The organism is Ruegeria sp. BC8, assembly GCF_056535705.1.
In genome coordinates this window covers 1,601,469-1,626,845 of sequence record NZ_JBQFIV010000001.1, presented here as the reverse complement: position 1 = coordinate 1,626,845, position 25,377 = coordinate 1,601,469, and the positions used below count along the sequence as shown (strand labels likewise).

Sequence of the window (25,377 nt, the reverse complement as noted above, 5' to 3'; positions counted from 1 at the left end):
CCCAACAAGGCGACCGGACGGGTGAGTGCCGCAAAGACGGTGCACGGGCTGCCGAGGCAGGATGAAAGACGAGAGGCAAGAACAGATGGGCGGATTTATCGGTGGAATGATCGCCGGCGCGGTCGTTGTGTTGGTTCTGGGCGCAGTGCTTTCCCTGAACACGCCACTTGGCAGCAAACCGGATATTCAGACAGCGGCGCCAGCCGCGGTGGAAGCCGATCTGCCCAAGGCGGATACGGAAGTGCAGGGCGCTGGTCCGGATTCCGATCTTGTCGAAATCGCACCACGAGCGTTGGAGGCGCTGGACGATACGGCGGATGGGGCCACTGGACTGGATGGCATTCAGGCCGAGCCGGATGATCGTCCGCAGGTCGGTGACACCGTGGCAGGCCTGAACGACCCGGGTGCGGGAGACGCCGCTTCGGTCGATGTGACGACCGACGCGCCAGCCGCGCCCCCGGCGCCCGGACCGGTTCCCTCCAGTCCGGACGAGGAGGTCCAGCCCGTTACCGTGGACGCGACACCGCCGGCCGCACCACAGCCCCCGGCGCAAGAGGTCACGACCGTCGAGCCAGAGACCGCCGAACCAGAGACTGCGGCAAATGCGGAACCCGAGGCGACCCCGGCGCCGGAAACAGCCGCGCTGCCGTCGACACCTGAGCCGGATCAACCGACCGGAACCGGCGACAGCCCGATCGCGGTCGAGGGGGACGAAGACACGCAGCCCCGCAAACGGGCCCGGATCGCGGCCTTGCCCCAGATCGGCGGCGAACAGGCAACGGCCTCATCTTCGATTGCCGGCAAACGCGTGATCCCGCTGACCGAACGCGATGATTCCCCGGCCGATCAGCCGGCAGAGGGTGAGGGCATGCCCGGTAAGCCGATCGATGCTTATGCCGCCGCCTTTGACAACCCGGATGCCAAACCGCTGATGTCGATCATCCTGATCGATGACGAAGGTGCGTTCGGGGCTGAGGCGCTGAAGGATTTTCCGTATCCGCTGAGCTTTGCGGTCAGCCCTTCGGATCCGCAAGCGGCGGAGAAGATGAAGCGCTATCGCGAGGCTGGGTTCGAAGTTCTTGCCTTGACCGACCTGCCAAAGGCGGCCAGCGCGCAGGATGCCGAAGTTTCGCTGGCGGTCTGGCTTGAAACCTTGCCTGAAACCGTTGGCCTGCTCGAGGGCGTGAACACCGGGATACAGGGCAACCGCAAGTTGGCCGATCAGGTGGCTGCCATCGCGGCAGGAACGGGCCGTGGGCTGGTCGTGCAGGACAACGGGTTGAACACCGTCCAAAAGCTGGCCGCGCGGAATGGCATTCCATCCAGTGTGGTGTTCCGCGACATCGACGGTGCGCGTCAGGATCCAACGGTCATGCGCCGGTTCCTGGACCAGGCCGCTTTTCGTGCCGGGCAGGAAGGCGCAGTTGTGATGCTGGGCCGATTGCGGCCCGAGACAATTTCGGCGTTGTTGCTCTGGGGGCTTGAGGATCGCGGCAACCGAGTTGCCCTGGCCCCGATCTCGGCGGTGATGAAAAGCCAGATCCAGTAATCAATGCAGAAAAAGAAGAAAAGGCGGCCAGATTGGCCGCCTTTTATTATGAATTCCCGGATCCGGTGAACCGCGCCGCATCCGCCGCGGCGCGCCTGATGGCATTCGATTTGTGCACGGTTTCCATGTATTCGGCCTCGGGGTCGCTGTCATAGACGACACCACCACCGGCCTGGATATACAGTTTCTGGTCCTTCACGATGGCTGTACGCAGCGCAATGCACATGTCCATGTCGCCACCGGCGCTGAAATAGCCGACACCGCCGCCGTAGACACCGCGCTTTTCGGGTTCCAACTCGTCGATGATCTGCATCGCCCGGACCTTCGGTGCACCTGAAACCGTGCCCGCCGGCATCCCGGCAAAGAAGGCGTCCAGGGCATCCTTGTCGTCGGCCAACTCGCCCACAACGTTCGACACGATGTGCATCACGTGGCTATAGCGCTCGATGATGAATTCCTCGGTCGGGCGGACGGTGCCGATTTTGGACACGCGTCCTGTGTCGTTGCGGCCCAGGTCCAGCAGCATGAGGTGCTCGGCCAGTTCCTTTTTGTCGGCCAGCAAATCCAGTTCGTTGGCCTTGTCCTCTTCGGGGGTCGCACCGCGAGGACGTGTTCCGGCGATCGGCCGGATGGTCACCTCGTTGCCGAACACGCGCACGAGTATCTCCGGGCTGGCGCCGATCACCTGGAAGCCACCGAAGTTGAAATAGAACATGAACGGCGACGGATTCGTGCGGCGCAAGGAACGATACAGCGCAAAGGGCGGCAGCGGAAAATCTTGTGTCCAGCGTTGTGCCGGAACCACCTGGAAGATGTCACCAGCCCGGATGTACTCCTTGGCCTTTTCCACGGCTTCCATGTAGCCCGACTTGGTGAAGTTGGATACCGGCGGCGCGATCTCGTGTGCTTCGCCCAGATCTCTAGACTCCGAGGGCATCGCGCGTTCCAGGTCGCGCACCGCGTCCATCACACGCTCGGCCGCCTGTGCATATGCGGCCTTGGCTGACTGCCCGTCGCTGGCCCAGGCCGGAGACACAATGGTGACTTCGCCTTTCACGCCGTCCAGGACCGCAACCACCGACGGGCGCAGCAGTATCGCATCCGGCAGGACCAAAGGATCGGGGTTCACATCCGGCAGGTATTCGACAAGGCGCACCATATCGTATCCCAGATAGCCGAACAGGCCGGCGGCTGCCTGGGGCAGGTCATCGGGCAGGTCGATGCGGCTTTCGGCGAGCAGCGCGCGCAGGTTGTCCATCGGGTTGCCATCTTGCGCGTCGAACGCATCCGCATCAAACCGCGCCGAACGGTTCAATTCCGAGGTTTCGCCCCGACAGCGCCAGATCAGATCCGGCTTCATCCCGATGATCGAATACCGCCCGCGAACTTCGCCTCCGGTCACCGATTCAAGGACGAAGGCGTCCTTCTGGGCGCCCGTCAGCTTGAGCATCAACGAAACCGGTGTGTCCAGATCAGCGGCCAGACGGGTATAAACGACCTGGTTCTGTCCGGCCTCATAGGCGCGGGCAAAGCTGTCGAAATCGGGTGTCAGAGCCATTTTCGTTCCGGTCAGAAGTTGGCCTGAACCGCGTTCAGCGCGCGTTGGTCCAGGGTCGGCCGCGCGCGTGTCTGAGCGTCGCGCACATAGATGTCGAAGATGTTTTGGGCCAGTGCCTGGTTCAGCTGAGCGGCAGCGGCCTCTTGCATCAGGCGCTGTTCGTCGGTTTCCGCAGGCGGAAGAACCTCGTCCAGCCGCACGATGAATGCCGCATCCGGTCCCGCGATCACGCGCAGTTCATTGGGCTCCATCTCAAAGATCTGGGTCATGAAATCGGCCGGAACGTTATCCAAAAACGCGGTACGGGTCAGCGCGTTTTCGACACGGAATGGCAGCCCGGTCGCCGTGAAATCACCGTCGACGGCCAATTGAGTCACGATGCCGTTGGCCTGTTCCTCAAGCGCCTTGGCCGTCTGTTCCTGTACCCATGCGGCGGCGACGCGGTCGCGTGCGGACTCCAGCGGCTCGGGGCGCGGCGGAAGAACCTCATCCAGCCGCAAGGCAAAGATCGAACCATCCTCGAGGAATCCGATTTCAGGGAAGTCATCTTCGCGGACGGCCTGCGCAGCCTGGCGGAAGCCGTCATACGCGGCGATGCCGTCATCGCTTTGACGGGTCCAGTCAATCTTGCCAAGCTCCATTTCGGTTTCGTTGGCCAATTCTTCCAGCGTGGCGCCGCCGGCCAGCATGTCGTTGATGTCTTCGGCCTGGCTCTCAATCAGGCGCCGGGCGCGTTCGCCGGCCAGCTCTGCACGCAGTTCCGGTTCGGCGTCCTCAAAGCTCACGTTCTGTTCGGCCAGCGATCCGTTGACCCGGAACAGGGCCGGACCAAAGACCGAGGGCAGGGGGCCCACGACCTGATCAATCTCTGCGGCAAAAACGGCATCCGCGGCCTCGCCCAGATCTTCGCGGGTCACATCACCCAGATCGACGCTGCTCAGTTCAAGTTCGCGCTCGCGTACCAGCTGCTCAAAATCCGCTCCGCCGACTTCCAGCTGCGCCATCGCCGCAGTCGCCTCTTCCTCCGAGGGGTAGACCAGCCGCTCAACCAGACGACGTTCGGGTTGCTGATACTGGTCCTTGCGCTGCTCATACAGACGCTTGAGCGCGTCTTCGTCGATTTCGACCGTATCCTGCAGCATCTCCGGCGACAGAACGGCGTAGGTGATCTTTTTGGTGCGCGGCAGGGTGAACCGATCGGTATTCGCGTCGTAATACGCTTGGACCTCGGCGTCTGTCGGCTCGGGGATCGGAGTCGTCAGAGCGTCCGGCGACAGGGTTGCGACGGTAAAGCTGCGGCGAGCGAGAACATAGTCGGCCAGGGCTTTGGTCATGATCGCGGGCATTTCAACACCGTCCATCACCGCGCCTTGGACGATTGTCCGCGCTGTTTCCTTTCGCAGGTCTTCCTCGAACTCGGTTTCGGTCATGCCGATCTGTTCCAGCTGGAACCGGTAGGCTTCGCGGTCAAAAGATCCGTCAGGGCCCTGAAAGGCCTGAATGCCGACGACTTCCTTCTGCAGGTTGGCATCACCGATCGAAACACCCAGCTGTGCGACCTCATTGTTCAGGGCTGCCAGCGAAACCAGACGCCCCAAGGCCCGCTGATCCAGCCCCAGCTCGCGGGCCTGTGACATCTGCATCGGTTGACCAGTCTGCGCCTCGACAGCGCGGATTTCGCGCTGCAGCTCGCGGACATAGGCATCGACTGAAACGTCCTCATCCCCGACCTGGGCGACTGTGCGTACCGTTCCGCTGAGGTTGACGGCGCCAAAACCGGCAAGACCCAGCATCAGCATGCCCATGAGAATCCAGACGAAGGTTTTGGAGAGTTTGTTAATGCCTGCGGCCATAGTGCCCTCTTGGATCTTGCGGCAGGGTTCTGCCGTGACTGTTGCGGCCCTGAATACGACGCGGGATGCCGGGGGGCAAGCTCAGAAGGACAGGGCCTTCAGGCGGTCGAACAATAACCCGATTCCAGCACGGTCCAGATTGGCGAAAGCAATGCGCACCTGACGTTTCCCGGCGGGGTCGTGGTCGGGCATGAACATGGTGCCCGGCAACAGCAGAATACCGGCCTCGGAGACCAATCTGCGCGCCAGTTCGTCCGACGGCATGTCGAACGGATGTTCGAGATAGGCGAAATAAGCCCCCAGACCCAGCAGCCGCCAACCCTTGTCGGTCAGGCGGGGCATGTTCTCGGTGATTGCGGCACGGCGATCCAGAATCTCGGCGCGTTCCCCGGCCAGCCATTGAGACAGGTTCCGCATCCCCCACAGCGCCGCGAACTGGCCCATCTGGCCGGGGCAGATGGCGACGGTGTCGAGGAATTTCTCGACCTCGGCCAGCAGCGGCGCTCCGGTGGCGATCGCGCCCACACGGTGGCCGGTCAGGCGGTAGGCCTTCGAGAAGGAATAGAGATGCACCAGCGTCCGATCCCAGTCGGGCTGCTGGAACAGCGCGTGTGGCGGGCCGCTGCGGCTGTCGAAATCACGATAGGTTTCATCGACCAGCAGGCGCAGGCCATGCTGTTGCGCCAGGTCATAGAAGGCACGGACCAGATCCGCCGGGTATTCGACGCCACCCGGGTTGTTGGGTGTGACCAACGCGATCGCGCGCGTGCGCTTGGTGATCAGCGCGCGCGCCTGTTCCGGATCGGGCAGCAGGTCCGACCCGGTCGGCAGATCAACCGTTTTGACACCGGCCATGTCCAACCACATTTTATGGTTGAAATACCAAGGCGTTGGCAGGATGACCTCATCCTCTTGATCCGTGATCGCCGAGATGACCGAGGCAAAGGCCTGATTGCAGCCCGAGGTGATGGCTGTCTGCTCCGGCCGAACCTCGGCAGCGTAGTGATCGCCGATCTCACGCGCGAGCTCCGCGCGCAGATCGGGGTTGCCCAATACCGGGCCGTAGAGATGTGCGGCGTCCTGATTGATCGCGAAATCGGCCATCGCCTGCCGCAGCGCCAGCGGCGGCGGATCGACCGGCGCCGCCTGGCTGACGTTGATCAGCGGGCGGTCATCCGAGAACGTGACCCCTTCGAGCCAACGCCGCGCCTCCATCACCGGAGGGGCGAAGGTGGCGGCGGTGCGGGTCAATGTCATCGGGTGTCCGGTCTTGCTGATTTGTGGTGGATAAGTGGGATCAGTCGGTGCCGCGATAGGGTTCGACATATTGCAGGGCCATATCCCAAGGGAAGAAGATCCAGGTGTCTTGGCTGACCTCAGTGATATAGGTGTCAACCATCGGGCGGCCCTTGGGCTTGGCATAGACCGTGGCGAAATGGGCCTTGGGGTACATCTTGCGCACCAGTTCCAGCGTCTTGCCGCTGTCGACCAGATCATCGATGATCAGCACGCCCTCACCATCCCCCATCAGATCGGCATCGGGGGCCTTGAGCACCTCTGCCTCGCCACGCTCCTGATGGTGATAGGATTTGACGCTGATCGTATCTACGGTGCGGATGTCCAGCTCTCGGCTGACGATCATCGCCGGTGCCATGCCGCCGCGCGTGATCGCGACGACGGCGCGCCATGCGCCCTCATCCGGTCCCTGACCGTCCAGCCGCCAGGCCAGCGCGCGCGAGTCGCGGTGAATCTGGTCCCAGCTGATATGAAAGCCTTTTTCGTGGGGCAGGCGGTCCTTTGCGCTCATGGTCTTATCCCTTTTCCACATCCGGCGCGTCGACTGCTTTCATGCCGACGATGTGATAACCCGAGTCAACGTGCAGGTTTTCACCGGTCACGCCGCTGCTGAGATCCGACAGAAGATAAAGGGCCGATTTGCCCACGTCATCGATGGTCACGTTGCGGCGCAGGGGCGAGTTGTACTCGTTCCACTTCATGATGTAGCGGAAGTCGCCGATGCCGCTGGCGGCGAGGGTCTTGATCGGCCCGGCCGAGATCGCGTTGATGCGGATGTTGTCCTTGCCCAGGTCCTCGGCCAGGTATTTCACCGACGCCTCGAGCGCGGCCTTGGCAACACCCATGACATTGTAATGCGGCATGACCTGCTCAGCACCATAATAGGTCAGGGTAATGGCGCTGCCGCCGTCGGTCATCAGCTTCTCGGCGCGTTGCATCACCGCGGTGAAAGAGTAGACCGACACGTCCATCGTCAGCTTGAAATTCGCGCGCGACGTGTCGACATAGCGGCCGCGAAGTTCGTTCTTGTCGGAGAAACCAATGGCGTGGACGACGAAATCCAGCTTGCCCCATTTCTCTTTCAGCGCTGCGAACAGTCCATCGATCGACTCTTCGTTGCTGACGTCACACGGCAGGACGATTTCGCTCCCCAGTTGGGCCGCCAACGGGTCGACCCGTTTTTTCAGTGCATCCCCCTGATAAGAGAAAGCCAGTTCGGCTCCGGCTTCGGACAAGGCGCGGGCGATTCCCCATGCGATTGATTTGTCATTGGCCAGTCCCATGATGAGGCCGCGCTTGCCGGCCATCAACTGATTTGACATGTTCGGTTCTCCGCCTGTCGTCGCGATGTGTTGCGTTGGTTTATGCCATTGATTGCGCTGCATCAAGGCCATGCACTCTTGCCCGGGGCGGGTTCTCGCCGTAGGGTCATGTTCAATTCGTTCCAGGGGATGGACATGAGTGAGCGAAACGGCATCTTTGCCGGTGACGATCCGTTCGTGATCGCGGCCCGTTGGTTGGCCGAGGCCGAAAAGACGGAACCGAACGATCCGAACGCGATTGCCCTGGCGACCGTGGACCCCGATGGTATGCCGAACGCACGGATGGTGTTGCTGAAGGATATCGAGGCGGACTCCTTCGTTTTCTATACCAACTATCACAGTGCCAAGGCCCAAGAGCTGGATGCGGCCGGCAAAGCCGCCTTTGTGATGCACTGGAAATCACTGCGGCGTCAGATCCGGGTTCGTGGTACAATCACCAAAGAAGACGGTCCCTTGGCCGACGAATATTATGCGTCACGCTCGCTGAAAAGCCGGCTGGGTGCTTGGGCATCGCGACAGTCGGAACCTCTGAGCAGCCGGGCTGCTTTGATGGCCGAAGTTGCAAAGGTGACGGCAAAGCTGGGATCCAACCCGCCTAGGCCCGAATTCTGGGGTGGCTACAGGCTGACGCCGGTTGAAATCGAGTTTTGGGCGGATGGTGCCTTTCGGCTGCACGACAGGTTCCGCTGGCGGCGCGACCCGTCCGAGCAAAAGTGGAACGTACAGAGGTTGAATCCATGACGTTCGCGTATCGTGAAATGCAACACCCGGAAATGTCTGAATTTTTTCAGCTTGAATTTGCCCGACGTTTCCATACACATCAGACCCCTAACGACCCTTTGAATCTCGTGATGGGAACACCGTGCCAGAAGACCTGAACAGCATGTACCGCGTTCGTGGACACGTAAAATGGTTTGACCCTGCAAAGGGGTATGGCTTTGTCGTGTCCGACGATGGCGGTCCTGATATCCTGCTGCACGTGAACGTTCTGAGGAACTTCGGGCAAAGCTCGGTCGCGGATGGCGCGGGCATTGAGATCATGACTCACCGCACCGATCGTGGCGTTCAAGCGGTTGAGGTCGTGAGCATTGATCCGCCCGAGCGGGCCGACTCGGTGATGCTGGCGGATTTCGCCGAAATGGATCCCAATGAGATCGCACATGCGCCGCTCGAGGCCGCGCGGGTCAAGTGGTTCGACAAGAGCAAGGGTTTCGGCTTTGCCAATGTCTTTGGTCGCAGCGAGGACGTGTTTCTGCATATCGAAGTTCTGCGCCGGTCCGGGTTGGCGGATCTCCAACCGGGCGAGGCGCTGGCGATGCGGGTCATCGACGGCAAGCGGGGCCGCATGGCCGCACAAGTGCTTGCGTGGGAATCCGCGCTCAATGACTGAGCGCTGCGCGTGATGCGGATTCTGGCCGGTCTTCTTCTGAGTATTTTTCTGTCACAAGGCGCCTTTGCTGAATGCCGGTCTGACCGGGTGGACCTTCGCAATGACAAGGCACAGGTCCGGTTTCTGGTCGAATTGGCAGTTTCCCCGCAGGAGCGGGCAAAGGGTTTGATGTTCCGCGAAAGCATGCCTCAGGGCGAAGGGATGCTGTTCGTGTTCGATCCGCCCCAGCCGGTCGCATTCTGGATGAAGAACACCTTGATCCCGCTGGACATGATCTTTCTGGATCGCACAGGTTTGGTGACCCGTGTTCATTCCGATGCAGTACCGGGGGATCTGACCCCAATCGAGGGCGGCGATTCGGTCTTTGCGGTTCTTGAGGTGAATGCGGGGCTTGCCGCCCGTTACTCGATCGCACCAGGTACGGTCATGCGGCACGAAATTTTTTCGCAAGGCCCTGCAATCTGGCCCTGTTAGGGCTTTTCAAATCCGAATGACGCCGTTAGGAAGGCGCACGGTCCGGGGCGTGGCGCAGTCTGGTAGCGCACCTGTTTTGGGTACAGGGGGTCGTGAGTTCGAATCTCGCCGCCCCGACCACTTTCCTTACAACGGAGTTCCACCGAAATACCGGTAGAGCCGCGTCAACTCATCATCCAGAACCGAGCTTTCGACGGGAACCTTGATCGTCGCTCCGTCCTTCTGGGGGACCAGGAAAAACAACTCGGCATCGACCCGGTAACCGGCCTGATTGCGGGTCGAAGACATGCGGCGCACCCCTTTGGGCAAGTCCTGCGGGTAACCGTCATAGTTGAGGATCAAGAACGCGGTGGTTTCCGGAGGCAGAGAGGAACGGCACTCGAAACTGCTGCGCTCGGGGCGTGTGAACCGTTCCTCCGGACCTTCGCAGCTGATCTCGAACGTGCTGAATAACTGATCGGGGTATTCGGCGAACTGAGCGCTGCGTGAAGATTGTTCCGGCTCGGGCGTCGCACAAGCGGCCAGCAAGGTAAGGACCGGAAACAAACGGATAATCGAGGTTTTCACGGCGCACTCCGTCATTTGTGTGTCGTGATGCGTCGCGTTGCGCTGCCACGAAGATTGGTGATTCTCCTCACAGTATGGGGCACGGGCGGGCAGGTGACCATTTTCTCGTAACCGGGCCGGGAAAAAAGAAAATCCGATTTGACCGAACTGCACGGTTTTGTGGACAGCGTTGTGGAGGAATCGGCGCGTTCTGTCTTGGCCCATCCTGCGGTTTTGCGGTCAACAGAAAAGTTTTGGTTCGGAGCCAAAAAATGCCGTTGACCAACTATGGGTAGATACGCCAGATTGTATGGGCCGAGTGAGTTGCCACTAAATCTGGTAGGAATAGCCGGAGTTGGCATAGGGCGAGGGTCGGAAAGCACTCCAAACTGACGTGCAACCGTGCGAACGGGTTTGCGCTGCCAAAGGCAGCGTCCGGTCCTTTGCGTCCCTGATCGGCGGTCAAGGCGGGCGGCACCCCGCCAAAAAACGGAATTGGTGCCGGACAACCGAATTTGGGCTGATTGATCTAGGGCGGCGGACATGAAGATTGAAAGAACATTTACCAAGGCAGGGCAGGACGCATACGCAGAGTTGGACTTCGTGTCCGTCACGTCCGAGATCCGCAATCCGGATGGAACGATCGTGTTCCGCCTTGATAACATCGAGGTCCCCTCTCGGTGGAGCCAGGTCGCCAGCGACGTGATCGCTCAGAAGTATTTCCGCAAGGCCGGCGTTCCCAGCAAACTGAAAAAAGTTCGTGAGAAGGACGTGCCCGAGTTTTTGTGGCGCTCGGTTCCGGCCGATGATGCCGAATTCGGTGGCGAGACGTCTTCGAAGCAGGTGTTTGACCGCCTGGCGGGTGCGTGGGCCTATTGGGGCTGGAAGGGCGGTTACTTCTCGACCGAGGAAGACGCGCGCGCCTATTTCGACGAGATGCGCTACATGCTGGCGACCCAGCGCGCCGCGCCGAACAGCCCGCAATGGTTCAACACCGGTCTGCACTGGGCCTATGGGATCGACGGTCCGGCCCAAGGTCACCACTATGTGGACTACAAAACCGGCAAGCTGACCAAGTCGAAATCGGCCTATGAACATCCGCAGCCGCACGCGTGCTTCATCCAGTCGGTCGATGACGACCTGGTGAACGAAGGCGGCATCATGGATCTGTGGGTGCGCGAGGCGCGCCTGTTCAAATACGGCTCGGGTACCGGGACCAACTTCAGCCATCTGCGCGCAGAAGGTGAAGCGCTGTCGGGTGGCGGCAAGTCCTCGGGCCTCATGGGCTTTCTCAAGATCGGCGACCGCGCCGCTGGCGCGATCAAATCAGGCGGGACAACCCGTCGGGCAGCAAAGATGGTGATCGTCGATGCAGATCACCCTGACATCGAGCAATTCATCGAATGGAAGGTGATCGAAGAGCAGAAGGTGGCCTCGATCGTTGCCGGATCGAAGATGCACGAGAAGATGCTGAACGGCATTTTCGAGGCCATCCGCGCCTGGGACGGCGCGCAAGCGGATGCCTATGATCCCAAGAAGAATGACGCGCTGAAAACGGCGATCCGCGAGGCGAAAAAGGTCGCGATACCAGAGACTTACATCAAGCGCGTGCTGGATTACGCCAAGCAGGGCCACGACAGCATCGAGTTCCCGACCTATGATACCGATTGGGACTCTGAGGCCTACAGCTCGGTCTCGGGGCAGAACTCGAACAACTCGATCCGTGTGACCAATGCCTTCCTGAAGGCGGTCGAGAAAGATGCCGATTGGGAGCTGATCAATCGTACCGACGGCAAGGTTGCCCGCACGGTCAAAGCACGCGATCTGTGGGAAAAAGTCGGCCACGCGGCCTGGGCCTGCGCCGATCCGGGCATTCAATTCCACGACACGGTCAACGAATGGCACACTTGCCCCGAAGACGGCGAGATTCGCGGCTCGAACCCGTGCTCGGAATACATGTTCCTGGATGACACGGCCTGCAACCTGGCGTCGATGAACCTGCTGACCTTCCTGAAGGATGGCGAGTTCCAGGCGGCCGACTACATGCACGCGGCCCGTCTTTGGACGCTGACGCTGGAAATCTCGGTGACGATGGCGCAGTTCCCGTCGAAAGAGATCGCGCAGTTGTCTTATGACTTCCGTACGCTGGGTCTGGGATATGCCAACATCGGCGGGCTGCTGATGAACATGGGTTATGGCTACGACTCGGACGAAGGTCGGGCGATCTGTGGCGCACTGACCGCAATCATGACCGGCGTTGCCTACGCCACCTCGGCCGAGATCGCCGGAGAGCTGGGGCCGTTCGCTGGCTACAAGCGCAATGCCGAGCACATGCTGCGTGTCATCCGCAACCACCGTCGCGCTGCCCAGGGTGTGACCGAGGGCTATGAGAAGCTGTCGGTCAAGCCGGTGCCGCTGGATCACGCCAACTGTCCGGACAAACGCCTGATCGATCTGGCCATGAGCGCCTGGGATGAAGCGTTGAGCCTGGGCGAGAAGAACGGCTACCGCAACGCGCAGGCCACGGTGATCGCGCCGACCGGCACGATCGGACTGGTGATGGACTGCGACACCACCGGCATCGAGCCCGACTTTGCGCTGGTCAAGTTCAAGAAGCTGGCCGGGGGCGGCTACTTCAAGATCATCAACCGCTCGGTGCCGTCGGCGCTGGAAAAGCTTGGCTATTCCTCGGCACAGATCGAGGAGATCGTGTCCTACGCAGTCGGGCATGGCACCATCGGCAACGCGCCGGGGATCAACCACACCTCGCTGACCGGTCACGGGTTCGGCCCGAACGAGCTGGCCAAGATCGACGCAGCGCTGGAAAGCGCGTTCGACATCCGGTTTGTCTTCAACCAGTGGACGCTGGGCGAGGATTTCTGCACCGGCGTCCTGGGCATCCCGGCCAGCAAGCTGAACGATCCGACCTTTGACATGCTGCGCCATCTGGGTTTCAGCAAGTCGGATATCGACGCGGCCAACGACCATGTCTGCGGCACCATGACCCTGGAAGGGGCCCCGCATCTGAAGCCCGAGCACTATGCAATCTTCGACTGCGCCAACCCGTGTGGAAAGAAGGGCAAGCGGTTCCTGGGTGTTGACAGCCACATCACCATGATGGCTGCGGCGCAAAGCTTCATCTCGGGCGCGATCAGCAAGACGATCAACATGCCCAATGACGCTACGATCGAAGATTGCCAGAAGGCCTACGAGCTGTCCTGGAGCCTGGGTGTCAAGGCCAACGCGCTGTATCGCGACGGGTCCAAGCTCAGCCAGCCGCTGGCAGCGGCGCTGGTCGAGGATGATGACGAAGCGGCTGAAATCCTCGAAAGCGGCTCGATCCAGGAAAAGGCCGTGACCCTGGCCGAGAAGGTCGTCGAAAAGGTGGTGGTCAAAGAGATCATCCGCAGTCACCGCGAAAAGTTGCCGCATCGTCGCAAGGGGTATACCCAAAAGGCGATCGTGGGCGGGCACAAGGTCTATCTGCGCACCGGCGAATTCGAAGACGGGCAGTTGGGAGAGATCTTCATCGACATGCACAAGGAAGGCGCTGGCTTCCGTGCGATGATGAACAACTTCGCCATCGCCGTCTCGGTCGGTCTGCAATATGGCGTGCCGCTGGAAGAGTTTGTCGATGCCTTCACCTTCACCAAGTTCGAACCGGCCGGGATGGTTCAGGGCAACGACTCGATCAAAAACGCGACGTCGATCCTCGACTACATCTTCCGCGAACTGGCCGTGTCGTACCTCGATCGCACCGACCTGGCGCATGTGAAACCCGAGGGCGCAACATTCGACGACTTGGGTCGTGGCGAAGAAGAGGGTGTATCGAACGTCTCGGAGATCAGCGACAGCGCGGCTTCGAAATCCTTGGAGGTTCTGAAACAGATCAGCTCGACCGGTTATTTGCGCAAGCGTTTGCCGCAGGACCTGATGATGTTCAACGGCGCCGCCGGCGAAGCGACCGGACTGTCCGAGGCGGCCGTGACCTTTGAAACCAAGAGCGAAACCACCGTCGTCACCGAAACGGCTACCGGGATGGATGCCCGGACCAAAGCCAAAATGCAGGGATACGAGGGTGATCCTTGTGGCGAATGCGGAAACTACACGCTGGTGCGCAACGGCACCTGCATGAAATGCAACACCTGCGGGGCAACCAGCGGGTGTAGCTAAGGCAAACGCCCCGCCAAGCGGGGTGTAGGGACCTGGATTTCCCCCCGGACTTCCGGTCCCGACGAATACGGATCAGGGCGTTGAGACTTACCCTAGGTCGCCCTGGTCCACTCGGCCGGCATGCCCGTGCTGGCCGGGAACAGGGTGGGGCGGAATATCGGTCCTTCCCACTCTCTCACGGGGCGGGTGCGCTCGTCCCATGTGCAGTCCAGGCCGCAGGCAAAAAAACACCGGGCGGTCAACGAATTGAGCCTGGACGGCAAAACTGACAGGGGGCTTCGGCCCCCTTTCTTTTTTCGACTCGGTCGGGCTGAGCGACAGATTGCCGGGAATAGGGGTACGGATGAGGGAAGATGTGCCGATGCGCCAGCAGGCGGCTTGGCACAGCGAAAGCTTGCGACTCCAAATGGCCCAAACGGGCAGGGATTGGCGCGAATTGCGGGAAAATCTTTGCGGCCGATGACAGTGCGGCTGAGCAGGTGTTTTGTGTGCCTGTCCGGACAGACTACCACAAACCCCCTATCAGGAGACTGACAATGAACTCTCAGAAACTGGCCGTTCTGGCCGCAGTTGCCCTCGGGTTCCCTGCGCTTGCATTCGCGCAGAGCTCGGCTGACGCAAATGGCGACGGCGTTCTGACCATCGAAGAGGTTCAGGCCGTTGTGCCCGACATGGATGCCGATGCGTTCTCGCTTTTGGACGCAAATGGTGACGGCGCTCTGGATGAGGCCGAAATCGCAGCCGGGCAAGAAGCCGGTCTGCTGCCGCCCAGCAACGGTTAACAGCTTGAAGCACGAGGCAGCCCAGAGTGATCTGGGCTGCTTTTCAATTTGTTATGCAGGCAAGTGAATGTTGAACCTGCTTCTGAGTTCCGCATCCAGCACCGGATCGAAACGCGCCGGAGACGGGGCGCCAAGGATCTCTTCTTTGCGTGCTGTGGCCTTTTCGACCAGGTCCGGCTTGCCCAGTTCTGCCCATTCCTTGGGCGAGGTCCGGTCGCCAAACGCCGGATAGACATAGTCGGCCTGCATCCGGCTGAGTGTTGCGTCCGTTCCCAGGTAGTGACCCGGGCCACCGAGACACACCGACGCGATCTGGTCCAGCGCCAGCGTGTCGTCCGTGACCTCGATCCCACGAACGCATCGCAGGGCCTGACCGATCAGATCGTCACCGAGGATCAGGCTTTCAAAGCAAAAACCCAGCAGCGAAGCGTGCATGCCCGCTGCTTCGTAGACCATGTTCAGGCCGGACAGCCCGGCCATGACGTTCGAACACATCTGCTCCCATCCGGCTTGCATGTCGGGCAGTTTGGAGTCCGAAGCGCCTGCTGCAGCGCCGCCGGGCAGGTCATAGAATTTGTGCATCTGGGCGCAGCCTGCCGTCAACAGGGCCTGCTCGCCAGACCCGACGCTCATCGCACCGGTCCTGAGATCAAGGCCAAAGGGCCAAGTGCCAAAAACCGCCGGAGCGCCTGGGCTTACGGCGTTTACATAAACCAGACCGGCCAAGCATTCCGCCGTAGCCTGGACAATCGCACCAGCCACCGTTGACGGGGCCGTGGCGCCCGCCATCCCAGCGGATAGCAACAGGACCGGCATCCCCGCCTTGATGCATTCTTCCATCACCTGGCAGCTCTCGGTCGCGAATTTCATCGGTGGCACGACAAAGCAGTTCGAGTTCGAGACGAAGGGCCGCTCACGCCATTTATCCTCGCCGCCAGCGATCATATGCAGCATTTCCATGGCCGGAGCTACATAGCTGGGGTCTGTGAAGGATGTTCCGATATGCTTGTGAGTTCCAGAACAACAAGCATAAATCGTGTTCAGATCCATTTCGCGGTTGTCGGTGATGTCGCGGCAGACCATGGGGCGCTGCACGAAATGGATATTGTCCAGTTGTTCGCAAATCCGCGCGGCATCGTGCAAGTCCTGCACAGTCGAGTCGCGGTAATTGCGTCCCTGGGCGTCGACCATGCTGACGGCTGCCCCGGCGGTTCCATAATGAACACGTCCGCCGGACAGTTCGAGATCGGTTTTGCCGTCGCGGCTGTACAGCGTGACCGAGCGGTTGGCGCGGGCGATCGTGTCCTCGACCAGCGCACGGGGAAAACGGATGCGTCCGTCATCGCCCAGCGTACAGCCGGCATTGACCAGGTAATCGATCCCGCTGGGTGGTGCGTCGGCCAGACCGATGGTTTCGAGCGCATCGAGCGCGGCAGAGTGAATACGCTCCATGTCCTGTTGGCTGAGCGGTTTGTAGGTGCCGCCCTCAAGCCCCGGGCGGACGGGGCGCAGATGTTCGGGCAGGGCCGCGGCACGGGCGGCCCGACGGGCGGCACGGCCGCCACTGCGGGACGTTGAGCGGGATTGGTCGTTCATGGTGAGGATTCCAAATTGAAAGTCAGGTCAAAGGGGGGAAGCTTCAACCCGTCACGGCCGTCCTCGTGCCGCACGCCCCCGATCGGCACCGATGGTGCGGCTGATCAGGCAAATCTTCCAAATATCGTTTGGCATGTGGTCCTCAACTCCTGCGACGAATGGTGTCAGGGTCCGAGCAAGCAATCTGTCCTGTTTGCGACCGATGTCGCTTTTGGCCTCGAAAATTTGGAACGTCGATGAACGCCGCAGGAAATCCTCACGCAAAGGGCGAAATATGTTATGCTTCCATTACTTATTGTTAAGATTTGCGTGACTTGAATTGATCTGACGGCACCAAAGCACATGTGTAATTGAGGTGCACATCACCGCATCTGTTGCAATCGCAAAGGGTGCTGAACGAAAACCGGAGGTCTGCATGAAACTGATCCGCGCCTTGCTGTCGGCCCTGCTGATTCCAGCGGCGCAGGTGGCGTTGGCCGAGGATTGGACCGGACCTTATGCCGGGTTCACCTTCGGTTATACCGACGCGGACGGCCCCGGCGGCAGTGGAGGCAATTCGGGCAGCATCGGCGCGAATATCGGATACGATCTGGATCTGGGCAGCTTCGTCGTCGGGGGTGAGTTGGAGTATGATCGACTGAATCTCGACCTGGGCGCCTCGGAGGGCAGTTTGGACAGCGTGTCCCGCGTGAAACTGCGCGGCGGGTACGAGTTCGGGCGCGCTTTGGGCTACGTCGTGGTGGGTGCCGCGCGGGCGAATACTTCGGGCGACAGCGACACGGCGGCCGTCTACGGGATCGGCGTAGCCTATCCTCTGGGCGACCGGCTGATCATCAGTGGCGAAGCCTTGCGGCAGAATTTCAACGATGTCACGCGGTCGCGCGGCGATCTGGATACCAACACCTTCAATCTGCGCACGACCTTCCGGTTCTGAACAAAACCCGTCTCGGTCACTCGGCCGCCGTCTGGCTCGCCAACCGGGCGGCGAAATCGCATAGGGTCTGAAGGGCGGCGGCGAACCGGTCATCGTCAATGGTCATGGCCACGCGCACATGTCCAGCGGCGGCTTGGCCGAAGCTTTCTCCGGGCATGACCGCGATGGCGTGGGTGTCCAGCAGCGCATTGGCGAAGTCTTCGCCGCTTTGCCCCGTCGCGCGGAGGTCCAGCATCAGATACATCGCGCCTTGAGCCGGGATCAGGCCCACCGTGTTCTGTCGGGCCAGAACCTGCATCGCCAGGGCGCGGCGGCGGCGGAAGGGGGCCGCGACCTCTTCCTCCAGTTCGTCCCCGGCGGTCAGCGCAAAGCTGGCAGCGTCCTGAATGAATCCCGGAACCCCGTAGGTGGTGTGCGTGGCGAGGTTGATCAAATGGTCGATGGCCTCTTCGGGGCCAACGATCCAGCCACAGCGCGACCCGGTCATGGCGTGGGATTTCGACATCGAGCCCACGACCAGGGTGCGGTCGGCCATACCGGGCAGGGCGCGGGGCGACAGGTGTGCGCCGTCCCAGACCTGCGTGTCATAGACCTCGTCCGAAATCAGCCAGATGTCGCGTTCGCGGCACAGATCGGCGATCTCGGTCAGGGTCTCGCGGGAATAGACGACCCCGGTCGGGTTGTTTGGCGTGTTGATCAGCAGCGAAGCGGCACCCTCGGCCTGTTCCGTGATCAAGGCTGCGTCGGGCTGAAAGGCATCCTCGGCCCGGGTCTGAACCGCGCGCGCGGTCGCGCCGGCTCCGCGGATCGTGCCGGGATAGGTCGCGTAGAATGGATCGAGATAGAGACCCACATCGCCCGGGTCGCACGCTGCCATATGCGCGGCGAACAGTGCGGCTTGTCCGCCCGGGGTGATCAGCACGTTGTGGCGCGTGGTGGGAACGCCCGTGCGGGTCTGCACCCGCGCGGCTACGGTATCGCGCAGCAGATCCGTGCCCGGCACCATGGCGTATCCGGTATGGCCCGCGCGCGCCGACCGGTCCATCTCGGCCAGGATCGAGGGGTGGGTGCGGATGTCATGCTCGCCGATGGTCAGTTCGGTCACGGCTTGGCCTTCGGCAATCATGCGGCGCGCGCGATAGAACACGTCCCACCCGTCCGAACCGCCTCCGGTCAGATGCGTGATGCGGTGCGAAAGTTTCATGGCGCGCCTCCGTTGCAGCAAGTCCGCCGAATGGGTCAGAGCCGCGATGATTTGTCAATCAGCTTCCCCCGCCGGCAATAGAAGTCTTGGCGCGCGGGACCGGGCGTGTTATGCGATGGGCCATGAACCGGAAGACCTGCATCATTATCTGCTGCATTCCCTGCTGAACTTTCACGCGGGCCGGTTTCTTTCGTTTTCTTCCCTGAGACAAGTTGCTAAGCCCGCGTCAACGCGCACGCTATTGCTGTATCCAGGAGCCAGACGCATGACGACGATCAAACTGCACAACACGCGGACCCGGACGAAGGAAGATTTCGTTCCGATCGATCCCGACAACGTGCGGATGTATGTCTGTGGTCCCACCGTGTATGACCGGGCGCATCTGGGCAATGCACGGCCCGTGGTGGTGTTTGACGTGCTGTACCGTCTGCTGCGTCACGTCTACGGGCCCGCGCATGTGACCTATGTGCGCAACTTCACAGACGTCGATGACAAGATCAACGCGACGGCCCTGGCGCGCAAGCGGGCCGGGGCCGAAGGAACGCTCGAGCAGTTGGTGCAGGAGCGGTCGGACGAGACGATCGGCTGGTACCTGCATGACATGGGCGCGCTGGGGGCGCTGGAGCCCGACCAGATGCCGCGGGCCACGCGGTATATCGACCAGATGATCGCCATGATCGAGGACCTGATCGCCAAGGGGCACGCCTATGAGGCCGAGGGGCATGTTCTGTTCGCGGTGGACAGCTGGCGCGACGAGTATGGCAAGCTGTCAGGCCGTTCGGTCGACGACATGATCGCAGGCGCGCGGGTCGAGGTGGCGCCCTATAAGAAGAACCCGATGGATTTCGTGCTGTGGAAGCCTTCGGACGATGAACTGCCCGGTTGGGAGTCGCCCTGGGGCCGGGGGCGTCCGGGCTGGCACATCGAATGCTCGGCCATGAGCTATGAGTTGCTGGGCGAGAGTTTCGACATCCATGGCGGCGGCAATGACCTGATGTTCCCGCACCACGAAAACGAGATTGCCCAGAGCAAATGCGCCCATCCGCACGGCGAATTTGCGCGCTATTGGCTGCATAACGAGATGCTGCAGGTCGAAGGCAAGAAGATGTCCAAATCACTGGGCAATTTCTTCACCGTGCATGACCTGCTGGATCAGGGCGTGCCTGGCGAGGTGATCCGGTTCGTCTTCCTGCAGACCCACTATCGCAAGCCGATGGACTGGACCGAGAAGAAGGCGCGCGAGGCCGAGGCCACGTTGCGCAAGTGGCGGGCGCTGACTGCGGGCATCGAGCCCGCACCCAGCGCGGCGCCCGAGGTGATCGAGGCGCTTGCCGATGACCTCAACACGGCGGGCGCCCTGGCCGAGCTGCATCGGCTGGCCTCGGACGGCGACGCCGCGACCTTGCTGGCCAGTGCGCGGGTCCTGGGCCTGTTGGAGCCTGACATGGGGGCCTGGGCCGAAACCGACGACGTGGATCTGTCGGCCCATGCCGACCGGCTGGCCCGTGTTCGGGCCGAGGCGATGCAGACCAAGGATTTCTCGGAAGTGGATCGGTTGAAGGCCGCTTATCTGGCGGCTGGTCTGGAAGTGCGGATGAGCAAGGACGGGGTCGAACTGGTGCCCGGCGCTGGCTTTGATGCCAGCAGGCTGGAGGGCGTGGAATGACCAAAGAGCGCCTGTACCTCTATGACACCACGCTGCGCGACGGGCAGCAGACGCAGGGCGTTCAGTTCTCGACCGCCGAAAAGGTCCAGATCGCGCAGGCGCTGGATGCTTTGGGGGTGGACTATATCGAAGGCGGCTGGCCCGGTGCGAACCCCACCGACAGCGCGTTTTTCGACGCCGCGCCCAAGACGCGCGCCTGCCTGACCGCCTTTGGCATGACCAAGCGGGCCGGGCGCTCGGCCGAGAATGACGACGTGCTGGCCGCCGTCATGAACGCCGGCACGCGGGCGGTCTGTCTGGTCGGAAAGTCGCATGACTATCACGTGACCGACGCGCTGGGGATCTCGCTGGAGGAGAATGTCGAGAACGTCCGCGCCTCGGTCGCGCATATCGTGGCGCAGGGGCGCGAGGCGTTGTTCGACGCCGAGCATTTCTTTGACGGCTACAAGGACAACCCTGCCTATGCGATGCAGGTCTGCCAGGCGGCGCTGGAGTCCGGTGCCCGCTGGGTGGTGTTGTGCGACACCAATGGCGGCGCGCTGCCGGCCGAAGTGGGGCGGATCGTGTCCGAGCTGATAGCGGCGGGTTTTCCCGGCGACCGGCTGGGCATCCACACCCACAACGACACCGAAAATGCCGTGGCCTGTTCCTTGGCGGCCGTGGATGCCGGCGCACGCCAGATCCAAGGCACGCTGAACGGGCTGGGTGAGCGGTGCGGCAACGCAAACCTGACCGCGCTGATCCCGACGCTGCTGTTGAAGGAACCCTATGCCTCGGCCTTCGAGATCGGGGTCAGCCGCGACGCGCTGACCGGTCTGACCCGCATCAGTCGCATGCTGGACGACATCCTGAACCGGGTGCCCAGCAAACAGGCAGCCTATGTCGGGGCCTCGGCCTTTGCGCACAAGGCGGGGCTGCATGCCAGCGCGATCCTCAAGGACCCTTCGACCTATGAACATGTCGATCCGGCCACCGTGGGCAATGCGCGGATCATTCCGATGTCGAACCAGGCCGGCCAGTCGAACCTGCGCAAACGCCTGACCGAGGCCGGGTTGCAGGTGGAGCCGGGCGACCCGGCGTTGGGGCGCATCCTTGAACGGATCAAGGCGCGCGAGGCCGAGGGGTATTCCTATGACACAGCGCAGGCCAGTTTCGAGCTGTTGGCCCGCGATGAACTGGGCCAGCTGCCGCAATTCTTCGAGGTCAAGCGCTACAAGGTCACAGTCGAGCGGCGCAAGAACAAGTACAACCAGATGGTCAGCCTGTCCGAGGCGGTCGTCGTGGTGAAGGTGGACGGTGAGAAGAAGTTGTCGGTCAGTGAGTCGATGGACGAGAGCGGCAGCGACCGTGGCCCGGTGAACGCGCTGGCCAAGGCGCTGGCCAAGGATCTGGGGCAGTACTCGCCCATCCTGGACGATATGCACCTGGTGGACTTCAAGGTGCGCATCACCCAAGGCGGGACCGAGGCGGTGACCCGCGTCATCATTGACAGCGAAGACGGGCAGGGGCGGCGTTGGTCCACGGTTGGGGTCAGCGCGAACATCGTCGATGCCTCGTTCGAGGCGCTGCTGGAAGCGATCCAGTGGAAGCTGGTGCGCGATTGCAGCCCGCAATCGGTGGTGGCCGAGTGAGCGTGCCCTTCGACGACGACGTCAAGGCCTGCGCGGCGCTGGTCCACCGGGCCGACCCTGATCGGTTCATGGCCGCGATGGCGGCGCCGGTTCAGGCGCGGGCTGTGCTATTTCCCATCTATGCGATGAATATCGAGGTCGCCCGCGCGCCGTGGGTCACCCAAGAGCCGATGATCGCGGAAATGCGCCTGCAATGGTGGCGCGACGCGCTGCAGGAGATCGCTGAAGGACCCACGGTGCGGCGGCACGAGGTGGTCACGCCCCTGTCGCGCGTCCTGTCCCCGCATCTGGCGGCGATTCTGGATGAATATGTGGCCGTAAGGCGTTGGGATATCTACCGGGATCCGTTCGAGGATAAGGAACACTTCGAGGCATACCTGACCCACAGCGCGGGCTCGCTGATGGTCGCCTCGGCGCAAGCCCTGGGTGCCGCCGACGAAACGGTCCTGCGCGACTTTGGCTATGCGGTCGGTGTGGCGAACTGGTTTCGCGCCATCCCCGAGCTTGAAGCCCGCGGGCGCGTCCCCCTGTTGGACGGGACACCGGACGGGGTGCGCCAATTGGCCGAGCGCGCGCTGGACCGGATGGCCGCGGCCCGGGCGCGTCGCGCCGATGTTTCGGATCAGGCGCGCCCTGCGCTTTATGGCGGCTGGCAGGCAGACCGCGTCCTGCGTCATGTGCTGGCTGAGCCCGGTCGGGTCGCTGCTGGTGCGCTGAACGTGGGCGAGATCCGACGGCGCGTGTCACTGATCTGGACCGCGACCACCGGTCGGTGGTGATCAGGAGAGTTTGGCCTCGCGGGGTCTGAGCACCAGCCACAGCAGCGCGCCGCCCGCCAAAGTCAGCAACGGCACCATCGCCAGGTTGACGGCGGTCCATCCCTCGACCGGGGACCCGCCAGAACAGTTCATCAATCCGCCCGAGGCCAGCGACGCAATCGTCACGCCTCCGAACACCAGCAGGTCGTTCAGGCCCTGCACGCGGCCGCGTTCATGCACATCGTGCTCGGCCGCCAGCATGCTGGTGGCACCGATGAAGCCGAAGTTCCAGCCGATGCCAAGCAGCACGAGGGCCAGAAAGAAGTTCCCGATCTCAACGCCCTGCAGCGCGACGACACCCGCGCCGCCCAAAATCGCCAACCCGATGGCAACCATCTTCTCGGCCCCGAACCGGGCGATCAGATGGCCGGTGAAGAAACTGGGAACGTACATCGCCAAAACGTGGCTGGTGACCACATCCGCCGCATCACCTTCGGAGAAGCCACAGCCGACAACGGCCAGCGGCGTCGAAGTCATCACAAGGTTCATCAGCGCGTATGAGACCATGGCACAGATGATGGCCACGGCGATGCGCGGGGTTTTAAGCAGTTCGAGCCGCGACCGGCCTTTGGGTTCATCCTGCGATGGGCGGTCGGGTGTCGGTATGTCCAGAAACAGGAACAGGACCGAACCGATGACGTTCACCGCGATCACCGCGAAATAGGTGCCCAGGAACGGAATGACATAGGCCTGCGAGGTCAGTTTGACGATCTGCGGCCCGATGATGGCCGCAGCCAGACCGCCAGCCATGACGTAAGAGATCGCCTTGGGCCGGAATGCGTCCGACGCGGTATCGGCGGCGGCAAAGCGATAGAAGCCATGTGCGCTCATGTAGATGCCGGTCAGCAGGCTGCCGACAAGAAAGACGGGGAACGACCCTAGGTACAGGCCATAGGCTCCTACGGCGCCGCCCACCGCTCCGGCGGTTGCGCCGACGAGGAACCCGGCGCGGCGGCCCCAGCGCTGCATGATGGCCGAGACCGGCGTGGCCGCCAGCATCGACCCCAGAACGATCAGCGAAATCGGCAGCGTGGCGAGGCAGGCGTTGCTGGCCAGCGACTGGCCCGCCAATCCGCCGACGATGAAGATCATCGGCATCTGTGCGCCCAGAATCGCCTGCGCCGCCACCAGAACGGCAACGTTGCGCTTGGCGCGGGTATCGTCGGGGGCGGTGCTGGTCATCGTCATGCGCAAATGGGTATCGGCGAACCGGCGGACATACAAGCGGGTTGCATATGCGACAAAGCAGCCTAACCTGCGCCCCGAACCGCCACCCGGAGCAGCCATGACCGTTGGTCGAATTATCGAGACACCAGAATGCGTTGCGGAAGGGGCCGAGTGGCTGTCTGACGCCTGTCCGCGCATGGCGCACGTGATCGAACTGACCCGCCCGCTGCCCCTGCGCCGCCGGCCCGACGGCTTCGCGCAACTGCTCAGCGCCATCATCAGCCAGCAGGTCAGTGTGGCCTCGGCCAACGCGATCTGGGGGCGGATGCAGCAGGCCGGCCTGACCGGGCCGCGCAAGATCAAATGGGCCACCGATGATGAGCTGCGCGCCGTGGGGCTGAGCCGCCAGAAGATCCGCTATGCCCGTGCGCTGGCCGATGCGCGGATCGACTACAAGGCCCTGCGCCAGGCACCCGATGACGTGGTCATTGCGACCCTGACGCAAGTGCCGGGCATCGGGGTCTGGACGGCCGAGATCTATGCCATGTTCTCGCTGGGGCGGGCGGATGTGATCGCGCCCGGCGATCTGGCCCTGCAGGAGGCCGCACGGATGCTGTACGGCCTGCCGGATCGGCCGACCGACAAGGCGCTGCGGCAAATGGCCGAGGCGTGGTCGCCGTGGCGGTCGGTTGCAGCCCGGGTTCTGTGGGCCTATTACCGCGTGGCCAAGGATAGGGAAGGGATCAGATGACACGGGTTTTGAACGCGCTCCGCAAAGAGCCGGTTTCGGGCGACACGCGCTCGGTCGTGGTGTTCGTGCATGGCTATGGCGCCAACGGGGCCGATCTGCTGGGCCTTGCGGATGTTCTGGGCGAACACCTGCCCGACACGCTGTTCGTGGCCCCCGACGCGCCCGAGCAGATCCCCGGCATGCCCAACGGGTTCCAGTGGTTTCCGATCCCGTGGATCGACGGCTCGTCCGAGGAAGAGGCCCGGCGCGGCATGGAAATGGCAGTCGAGGATTTCAACGCATTTCTCGACGCCCTGATGGTGGACGAAGACGTGCTGCCCGAGCAGGTGGTGCTGTTCGGCTTTTCCCAGGGCAGCATGATGAGCCTGCACGTGGCCCCGCGTCGCGAAGATCCGGTGGCTGGCGTGATCGCGTTTTCCGGCCGCCTGCTGGAGCCTGACCTGCTGGCCGACGAGGTGGTCAGCCGGATGCCGGTGCTGCTGGTCCATGGCGATGCCGATGACGTGGTGCCGCCGCAATCGCTGCCCGAGGCCGCCGAGGCCCTGCAGCGTGCGGGCTTCAAGGAGGTCTATGCCCACATCATGAAGGGCACCGGCCACGGTATCGCACCCGACGGGCTGGGCGTCGCGTTGGCCTTCATGCGGGACAAGCTGAGTCTGTAACGCGG

At 62.3% G+C, this 25,377-nt stretch carries 21 protein-coding genes and 1 tRNA gene; 13 read left to right on the top strand and 9 right to left on the bottom strand.

What is annotated here, in order from left to right:
- Positions 1 to 85 precede the first annotated feature (85 nt).
- Entirely contained in the window at positions 86 to 1,549 is a 1,464-nt protein-coding gene (locus tag ACR3EK_RS08255; protein ID WP_170455388.1) for a divergent polysaccharide deacetylase family protein, read from the top strand.
- A gap of 46 nt (positions 1,550 to 1,595) precedes the next feature.
- Here ACR3EK_RS08255 and trpE read toward each other — a convergent pair whose 3' ends face one another.
- The 5 genes from trpE to fabI form a co-directional block, all read right to left on the bottom strand.
- Positions 1,596 to 3,107 carry an anthranilate synthase component I gene (gene trpE / locus ACR3EK_RS08250; RefSeq protein WP_170459000.1) on the bottom strand — a complete coding sequence of 504 codons (1,512 nt, stop codon included), beginning with the start codon at positions 3,105 to 3,107 and terminating at the stop codon, positions 1,596 to 1,598.
- 11 nt (positions 3,108 to 3,118) lie between these two features.
- Positions 3,119 to 4,960 (bottom strand): peptidyl-prolyl cis-trans isomerase, encoded by a 1,842-nt coding sequence (locus tag ACR3EK_RS08245; RefSeq protein WP_480633119.1) that lies wholly within the window; start codon positions 4,958 to 4,960, stop codon positions 3,119 to 3,121.
- Positions 4,961 to 5,041: 81 nt separating this feature from the next.
- Positions 5,042 to 6,217, bottom strand: coding sequence for an aminotransferase (locus ACR3EK_RS08240; RefSeq protein WP_480633118.1), 1,176 nt, complete (start codon positions 6,215 to 6,217; stop codon positions 5,042 to 5,044).
- A gap of 40 nt (positions 6,218 to 6,257) precedes the next feature.
- Positions 6,258 to 6,767 carry a xanthine phosphoribosyltransferase gene (gene gpt / locus ACR3EK_RS08235; RefSeq protein WP_170359094.1) on the bottom strand — a complete coding sequence of 170 codons (510 nt, stop codon included), beginning with the start codon at positions 6,765 to 6,767 and terminating at the stop codon, positions 6,258 to 6,260.
- Between the two features lie 4 nt (positions 6,768 to 6,771).
- The gene (gene fabI / locus ACR3EK_RS08230; protein WP_480633117.1) at positions 6,772 to 7,578 is read right to left on the bottom strand and encodes an enoyl-ACP reductase FabI; all 807 of its coding nucleotides are present in this window, start codon (positions 7,576 to 7,578) and stop codon (positions 6,772 to 6,774) included.
- Between the two features lie 135 nt (positions 7,579 to 7,713).
- On the opposite strand from fabI, the gene pdxH reads away from it, so the two are divergent.
- The 4 genes from pdxH to ACR3EK_RS08210 all read left to right on the top strand — a co-directional run bounded on the left by pdxH (position 7,714) and on the right by ACR3EK_RS08210 (position 9,562).
- The gene (gene pdxH, locus ACR3EK_RS08225) at positions 7,714 to 8,319 is read left to right on the top strand and encodes a pyridoxamine 5'-phosphate oxidase (protein ID WP_170338455.1); all 606 of its coding nucleotides are present in this window, start codon (positions 7,714 to 7,716) and stop codon (positions 8,317 to 8,319) included.
- A gap of 121 nt (positions 8,320 to 8,440) precedes the next feature.
- A complete protein-coding gene (locus ACR3EK_RS08220) occupies positions 8,441 to 8,968 on the top strand; it encodes a cold-shock protein (protein WP_093962172.1) in 528 nt (175 codons plus the stop codon).
- A 12-nt stretch (positions 8,969 to 8,980) separates the two neighbouring features.
- Positions 8,981 to 9,442 (top strand): DUF192 domain-containing protein, encoded by a 462-nt coding sequence (locus ACR3EK_RS08215; protein ID WP_170363393.1) that lies wholly within the window; start codon positions 8,981 to 8,983, stop codon positions 9,440 to 9,442.
- A 43-nt stretch (positions 9,443 to 9,485) separates the two neighbouring features.
- Positions 9,486 to 9,562: transfer RNA gene (locus tag ACR3EK_RS08210), tRNA-Pro, on the top strand.
- 6 nt (positions 9,563 to 9,568) lie between these two features.
- On the opposite strand, the gene ACR3EK_RS08205 is transcribed toward ACR3EK_RS08210, so the two are convergent.
- Positions 9,569 to 10,009: a hypothetical protein gene (locus ACR3EK_RS08205; protein WP_093962170.1), complete on the bottom strand. Its 441-nt coding sequence runs from the start codon at positions 10,007 to 10,009 to the stop codon at positions 9,569 to 9,571.
- Positions 10,010 to 10,531: 522 nt separating this feature from the next.
- Here ACR3EK_RS08205 and ACR3EK_RS08200 point away from each other — a divergent pair.
- Both ACR3EK_RS08200 and ACR3EK_RS08195 read left to right on the top strand, forming a co-directional pair.
- A complete protein-coding gene (locus tag ACR3EK_RS08200) occupies positions 10,532 to 14,161 on the top strand; it encodes a vitamin B12-dependent ribonucleotide reductase (protein WP_170390232.1) in 3,630 nt (1,209 codons plus the stop codon).
- A gap of 536 nt (positions 14,162 to 14,697) precedes the next feature.
- Complete coding sequence (locus tag ACR3EK_RS08195; RefSeq protein WP_480633116.1) at positions 14,698 to 14,943, top strand: EF-hand domain-containing protein; 246 nt, start codon at positions 14,698 to 14,700, stop codon at positions 14,941 to 14,943.
- 51 nt (positions 14,944 to 14,994) lie between these two features.
- Here the strand turns inward: ACR3EK_RS08195 and ACR3EK_RS08190 are convergent, their stop codons facing one another.
- A complete protein-coding gene (locus ACR3EK_RS08190; RefSeq protein WP_480633115.1) occupies positions 14,995 to 16,539 on the bottom strand; it encodes a trimethylamine methyltransferase family protein in 1,545 nt (514 codons plus the stop codon).
- 415 nt (positions 16,540 to 16,954) lie between these two features.
- Between ACR3EK_RS08190 and ACR3EK_RS08185 the strand changes: the two genes are divergently transcribed.
- The gene (locus ACR3EK_RS08185; protein ID WP_170359104.1) at positions 16,955 to 17,473 is read left to right on the top strand and encodes an outer membrane protein; all 519 of its coding nucleotides are present in this window, start codon (positions 16,955 to 16,957) and stop codon (positions 17,471 to 17,473) included.
- A gap of 16 nt (positions 17,474 to 17,489) precedes the next feature.
- Here ACR3EK_RS08185 and ACR3EK_RS08180 read toward each other — a convergent pair whose 3' ends face one another.
- Positions 17,490 to 18,677 (bottom strand): pyridoxal phosphate-dependent aminotransferase, encoded by a 1,188-nt coding sequence (locus ACR3EK_RS08180; RefSeq protein WP_480633114.1) that lies wholly within the window; start codon positions 18,675 to 18,677, stop codon positions 17,490 to 17,492.
- Positions 18,678 to 18,942: 265 nt separating this feature from the next.
- Here ACR3EK_RS08180 and cysS point away from each other — a divergent pair, with 265 nt between their 5' ends.
- From cysS to ACR3EK_RS08165, 3 genes are read left to right on the top strand one after another with little or no spacing between them, the layout of a single operon-like run.
- The gene (cysS, locus tag ACR3EK_RS08175; RefSeq protein WP_170367165.1) at positions 18,943 to 20,343 is read left to right on the top strand and encodes a cysteine--tRNA ligase; all 1,401 of its coding nucleotides are present in this window, start codon (positions 18,943 to 18,945) and stop codon (positions 20,341 to 20,343) included.
- Positions 20,340 to 21,974 carry a citramalate synthase gene (cimA, locus tag ACR3EK_RS08170; protein ID WP_480633113.1) on the top strand — a complete coding sequence of 545 codons (1,635 nt, stop codon included), beginning with the start codon at positions 20,340 to 20,342 and terminating at the stop codon, positions 21,972 to 21,974. The genes cysS and cimA overlap by 4 nt, the downstream gene beginning before the upstream one ends.
- A 2-nt stretch (positions 21,975 to 21,976) precedes the next feature.
- Positions 21,977 to 22,753 carry a squalene/phytoene synthase family protein gene (locus ACR3EK_RS08165; protein WP_170367208.1) on the top strand — a complete coding sequence of 259 codons (777 nt, stop codon included), beginning with the start codon at positions 21,977 to 21,979 and terminating at the stop codon, positions 22,751 to 22,753.
- Here ACR3EK_RS08165 and ACR3EK_RS08160 read toward each other — a convergent pair whose 3' ends face one another.
- Entirely contained in the window at positions 22,754 to 23,980 is a 1,227-nt protein-coding gene (locus tag ACR3EK_RS08160) for an MFS transporter (protein ID WP_170359111.1), read from the bottom strand.
- Between the two features lie 97 nt (positions 23,981 to 24,077).
- Here ACR3EK_RS08160 and ACR3EK_RS08155 point away from each other — a divergent pair, with 97 nt between their 5' ends.
- Entirely contained in the window at positions 24,078 to 24,710 is a 633-nt protein-coding gene (locus ACR3EK_RS08155) for a DNA-3-methyladenine glycosylase family protein (protein ID WP_480633112.1), read from the top strand.
- Positions 24,707 to 25,372 (top strand): alpha/beta hydrolase, encoded by a 666-nt coding sequence (locus ACR3EK_RS08150; protein ID WP_170368478.1) that lies wholly within the window; start codon positions 24,707 to 24,709, stop codon positions 25,370 to 25,372. Before ACR3EK_RS08155 ends, ACR3EK_RS08150 begins: the two co-directional genes overlap by 4 nt.
- Positions 25,373 to 25,377 lie beyond the last annotated feature (5 nt).